General features: G+C 70.8%; 4 protein-coding genes. All 4 read right to left on the reverse strand.

What is annotated here, in order from left to right; genetic code table 11:
* Nucleotides 1–564: TIGR03619 family F420-dependent LLM class oxidoreductase (locus VFR64_08940; GenBank protein HET9489862.1), on the reverse strand; the 564-nt coding region annotated here is incomplete at its 3' end.
* A complete protein-coding gene (gene rhaD, locus VFR64_08945) occupies nt 561–2,621 on the reverse strand; it encodes a bifunctional rhamnulose-1-phosphate aldolase/short-chain dehydrogenase (GenBank protein ID HET9489863.1) in 2,061 nt (686 codons plus the stop codon). The genes VFR64_08940 and rhaD, both read right to left, overlap by 4 nt.
* A 33-nt stretch (nt 2,622–2,654) precedes the next feature.
* Nucleotides 2,655–3,557: an ABC transporter permease gene (locus VFR64_08950; protein ID HET9489864.1), complete on the reverse strand. Its 903-nt coding sequence runs from the start codon at nt 3,555–3,557 to the stop codon at nt 2,655–2,657.
* Between the two features lie 15 nt (nt 3,558–3,572).
* Entirely contained in the window at nt 3,573–4,577 is a 1,005-nt protein-coding gene (locus VFR64_08955) for an ABC transporter permease (GenBank protein ID HET9489865.1), read from the reverse strand.
* Between the last annotated feature and the right edge of the window lie 133 nt (nt 4,578–4,710).

Consider the following 4,710-nt stretch of genomic DNA (forward strand, 5'->3'; position numbering starts at 1 on the left):
TGTCACGACATAGGACACCCACCCGTCACCCTGGCGCCCGGCCCGCGTCAGGGCGGCGTCCGACCGCCCGCCGATCCAGATCGGCGGGCCGCCCGGCTGCACCGGCTTGGGGTCGATCGACACCCCTTCGAACCGGGTGAACCGTCCCTTGAAGGTGGCCGGCGTGTCGCGCCAGAGGGCCCGCACGACGTCGATGGCCTCGCTCACCCGCGCGCCACGCTCGCGATGCGGCACGCCGCAGGCCTCGAACTCCTTGGGGTTCTCGCCTCCCACCCCCACTCCGAAGATCAGCCGGCCGCCGGACAGCGCATCGAGCGTCGCCGTGATCTTGGCCGCGACCGCGGGCGGGCGCAGGGCGAGCAGAAAGACGGCGCTGCCCAGCTTGATGCGCTCGGTGATCGAGGCATACGTGGCCAGCAAGGTGAGCGACTCGTAGAGCGGCAGGTTGAAGGAGACGTGATCGCCGCACCAGACGGAATCGAACCCCAGCGCCTCCACCCGGCGCACCAGGTCGAACTGCTCGCGCGGAGGGTGCAGGGACAGGAACGCGCCGAACGAGATCACCGGGGGAACGCCTCGCGCAGACCTCCGTCCACCGTGATCGTGCAGCCGGTGGTCTTGGCCGACCGGTCGCCGGCCAGGAATAGCACTGCTTCGGCCACGTCCTCGGGCAGCACTCTGACCCCGAGCAAGTTACGCTTGCGGTAGAAGTCTTCCAGCGCTTCGACGGGGATTCCCTGGGCGGCTGCCCGCTGGCGCCTCACCTCCTCGGACCAGAGCTTCGAGTCCTGGAAGATTGCATCGGGGTTCACGATGTTGGCGCGGATCCCGTGCGGCGCACCCTCCAGGGCCAGGACCTTGGCCAGCTGGGCCTCCGCCGCCTTGGCCGCGGAGTACGCGGCGAAGTCTTTGCCCGGCGCCATCACGTTCTTGGTGGCCACGAAGACGAGCGCGCCGCCCAGCCCCTGGCGGATGAGCAGGCGCATGGCCTCCCGGGCCACCAGAAAATGTCCGGTGGCGTTCACCGCGAACGAACGCTCCCAATCGGCGCGGGCCATGTCCGCCACCGGGGCCGAGTGCGCGATGCCGGCGTTGGACACCAGGATGTCGAGGCCGCCGTAGGCCAGGATGGTCTCCTCGAACGCCGCCCGCACCGAGGCCTCGTCGGTGACGTCCATCCGGAGCCCGATGGCTCGCCCCGTCCCCACCGCCCGGACGATCTCCTCCGCCGTCGCGCCGGCGCCGGCCTCGTCGACGTCGCCCACGACCACGTGCGCCCCCTCGGCCGCCAGTCGGCGGGCCACGGCGCGGCCGATGCCCGAGGCGCCTCCGGTCACGAGGGCGATCCGCCGGGCCAGCTCCTTCTCGGGCGGCGCCAGCGTGAGCTTGTAGAGCTCGAGCGGCCAGTACTCGACGTCGAAGGTGTCCCGGGCGGTCAGGGAGACGTAGCCGCCGAAGGCGGTGGCGCTGCCGATGACGTCGATCGTGTGGTGGTAGATGTCGTTCACGATGCCGGCCGTGCGCCGGTCCCGGCCCGCCGTGAACATCCCCAGCCCCGGGACGAGGATCACGCGAGGAAGCGGGTCGACGAGCTGGGCGCCCTCGAACCGGTTGGCCTCGAAATAGCGGGTGTACTCCCGCTCGAATTCGCTCAGGCTCCGCTCGATGGCCTGAGCCAGGCCGCCCTCATCGGCCAGACCTTCTCCCCTCACGAAGCAGGGCAACCGTTTCGTGTAGATCGTGTGATCGGGCGTCGCCGGCCCCACCTGCGACAGTTGGGGCGCCTCGGTGGACGACGCGAACTCGGTGACCGAGGGGCTGTCGCCGAACGTGACGATCTGACGACGGGCGCGGCCGAGCAACCCGCGCACTCGCGGCGCCACCGCCACCGCCACCTCCCGGCGCCGCGCGGGCGCCAGCACGGGGACGCGGGGCCCGCCGAACCGCGTGCGGCCGCGGGCCCGCGCGGCGATGGCGTCCTCGGCCCGGGTGATCAGGTCGATCGTCGCCTCGTAGGCCTCCCGCATCGTCGCGCCCCACGTGATCGTTCCGTGGCGCTCGAGGATGAGGGCCCGGGCCTCGGGGTGCTGGGCGACGGCGTCGGCCACCTCGCGCGAGATGCGAAAGCCCGGCCGCCGGTAGGCCACCGCGATGACGTCCTTGCCGTAGACCTCCCCCAGCACGTCGCGGCACCGGTCGTTGTTGGTCAGGGCCACGATGGCGTCGGCGTGGGTGTGGACGACGGCGCAGGCGTCCAGGAAGCCGTGCAGGAGCGTCTCGATGGACGGCCGGGGACCGCCCGGCTCCTGGAGCGCGCGGGCCAGGTAGTCGACCATCTCCTGGTCGCCCATGTCGTCGCGCTCGAGCAGGGCCCGGATATCGTCCATGCGGACGCCGGAGAAGTCCTTGCGCTGGATCGACTTGAGATCCGAGCCGCTGCCCTTGACCCTGAGCACGGGCACCGCCCGGCCGCGGTGATCGGGCTCGGTGACCTTGATCGACGTGTTGCCGCCGCCCCAGACGACGAGCGAGGTCTCGGCGCCGATCAGCCGGGAGGCGTACGTGAGGAGGTCGAGCTCGGAGAGCGCTGCGGCCTCGGCCTCGTTCCAGCGGGAGCGCATCCCGCCTCACGATAGCACGAAGGGTCGCCGGAACTACTCGCCGCGGAGCCGGGGGTCGAGGAGATCGCGCAGGGCGTCGCCCACCAGGTTGAACGCGAGCACCGCCAGCATGATCGCCACCCCGGAGAACGTCGTGATCCAGGGGCAGCACTTGATGTACTGGCGGCCCTCGCTGAGGATGTTGCCCCAGCTCGGCGTGGGCGGCGGGATGCCGAGCCCGAGGAACGACAGGCTCGCCTCCGTGCGGATGGCCGTCGCGATGTAGAGGGTGGCGACGACGACCAGCGCGTAGAGCGCGTTGGGAAAGACGTGGCGGGCCATGACCCGGAGCTGCCCCCCGCCCAGCGCGCGGGCGGCCATGACGTAGTCGTGCTCGCGGATGGTGAGCGTGAGGCTCCGGGCCAGCCGCACGAAGTTCGGGGTCAGCGCCACCCCGATGGCCAGGATCTCGTTGACGAGCGTCCCCCCCAGCGCGGTGACGATGATCAGGGCGAGCAGCAGGGTGGGAAAGGCCATCAGCATGTCGGTGGCGCGCATGATGGCCACTTCGGCCCAGGCGCCGCGGTAGCCGGCGTAGATGCCCAGCGGGATGCCCAGCAGGCACCCCAGGAGCACCGAGGCCAGGCCGACCTCGAGCGAGATGCGCGCGCCCCAGATGATCCGGCTCAAGATGTCCCGCCCGAACTCGTCCGTGCCCAGCACGTGGCGCTCGATGGCGCCCGGCCCCTTGAGGACGGCGTCGGCGAACTGCGCCGACGGGCTCAGGGGGGCGATGAGCGGCGCGGCGGCGGCCACCACGACGATGGCCGCCGCCAACAGCAGGCCGATCCCGATCGGCAGCCACCGGCGCAGACGATGACCAAGGACACCTCGCGCCTCTCCGGCGGGAGCCAGGACGGCCAGGTCAGCGGGGTCCGCGCGGCGCGCGATGGCCATGATGCGCTCCCTGGCTTACCGGAAGGTGATGCGGGGGTCGACGACGGCGTAGAGCAGGTCGACCACCAGGTTCACGGCGATGATGATCATGGTGAAGACGGTGATGGCCCCCTGGGCCAGCGGGTAGTCGCGGGCGCCGATGGCGTCCACCAGCATCTTGCCCAGCCCGGGACGGGTGAAGACCGTCTCCGTGAGCACCGTGCCCGTGAGGGCGATGGCCACGAAAATCCCGATGATCGTGAGCAGCGGCACCAGCATGTTGCGGAGGGCGTGCTTGTAGACCACCGCGCGCTCCCCCTGGCCTTTGGCCCGCGCCGTGCGGATGAAGTCCTGACTGATCACCTCCAGCATCGCCGAGCGCGAGAGCCGGCTGACGGTGGCGGCCAGGGTGAACCCCAGGGCCACGGCCGGCAGCGTGAGGTGATAGAGCACGTCACCCACCGCGGCCACAAAATCCCCCGGGTAGGCGAACACCTCGCCGGAGCCGATCATGGCGATGACCGTGTCCAGGTCGCCGCCGCCGATGAGCGGGAAGACGTCCAGGTGGAGCGAGAAGACGATGAGCAGCAGGATCCCCAGCCAGAAGACCGGCATGGAGAGGCCGAGCAGCGCGAAGATCCGCAGCGGGTAGTCGACGAGCGGGTTGCGGCGCTTGAGGGCCGAGACGATCCCGATGGGAACGCCCACCAGCGCCGCCACCACGGCGCTGGCCAGCACCAGCACCAGCGTGTGCGGGAACATGCGGGCGATGTACTGGCTGACCGGGTAGCCCTGCCGCAAGGAGGTGCCGAAGTCGAACTGCACCGACCGCCAGAGATAGTCCGCGTACTGCACCGCCAGCGGCCGGTCCAGCCCGAGATTTCTGGTGCAGTCGGCCAGGGCCTCGGTGCTCGCCTCGTCGCCCATCATGGCGACGCAGGGGTCGCCGGGCAGGATGCGCATGGCGAAGAAGACGATGCTCATGGCCCCCAGCAGCATCGGGACCGCGATGAGAAGACGCCGCACCGCGTACTGGAACACCGGACTTACTCCATGGGGGGCTCCGGGCGCCCCCCATGCCCCCCGACGCTCGGGCCGCCCCGGCCCAGCCGTGGCGCCCCTCGACTTCGCGTTTCGTTCATGGGCCTCAGTCGACGACCTTCAGCAGCTCCGG

This window comes from Candidatus Methylomirabilota bacterium (genome assembly GCA_035709005.1).
Taxonomy (GTDB): domain Bacteria; phylum Methylomirabilota; class Methylomirabilia; order Rokubacteriales; family CSP1-6; genus 40CM-4-69-5.

Coding starts and splice junctions, on each gene's coding strand:
- VFR64_08950 (HET9489864.1), bottom strand. CDS start 3,557: ATGGCCATCGCGCGCCGCGCGGACCCCGCTGACCTGGCCGTCCTGGCT.
- rhaD (HET9489863.1), bottom strand. CDS start 2,621: ATGCGCTCCCGCTGGAACGAGGCCGAGGCCGCAGCGCTCTCCGAGCTC.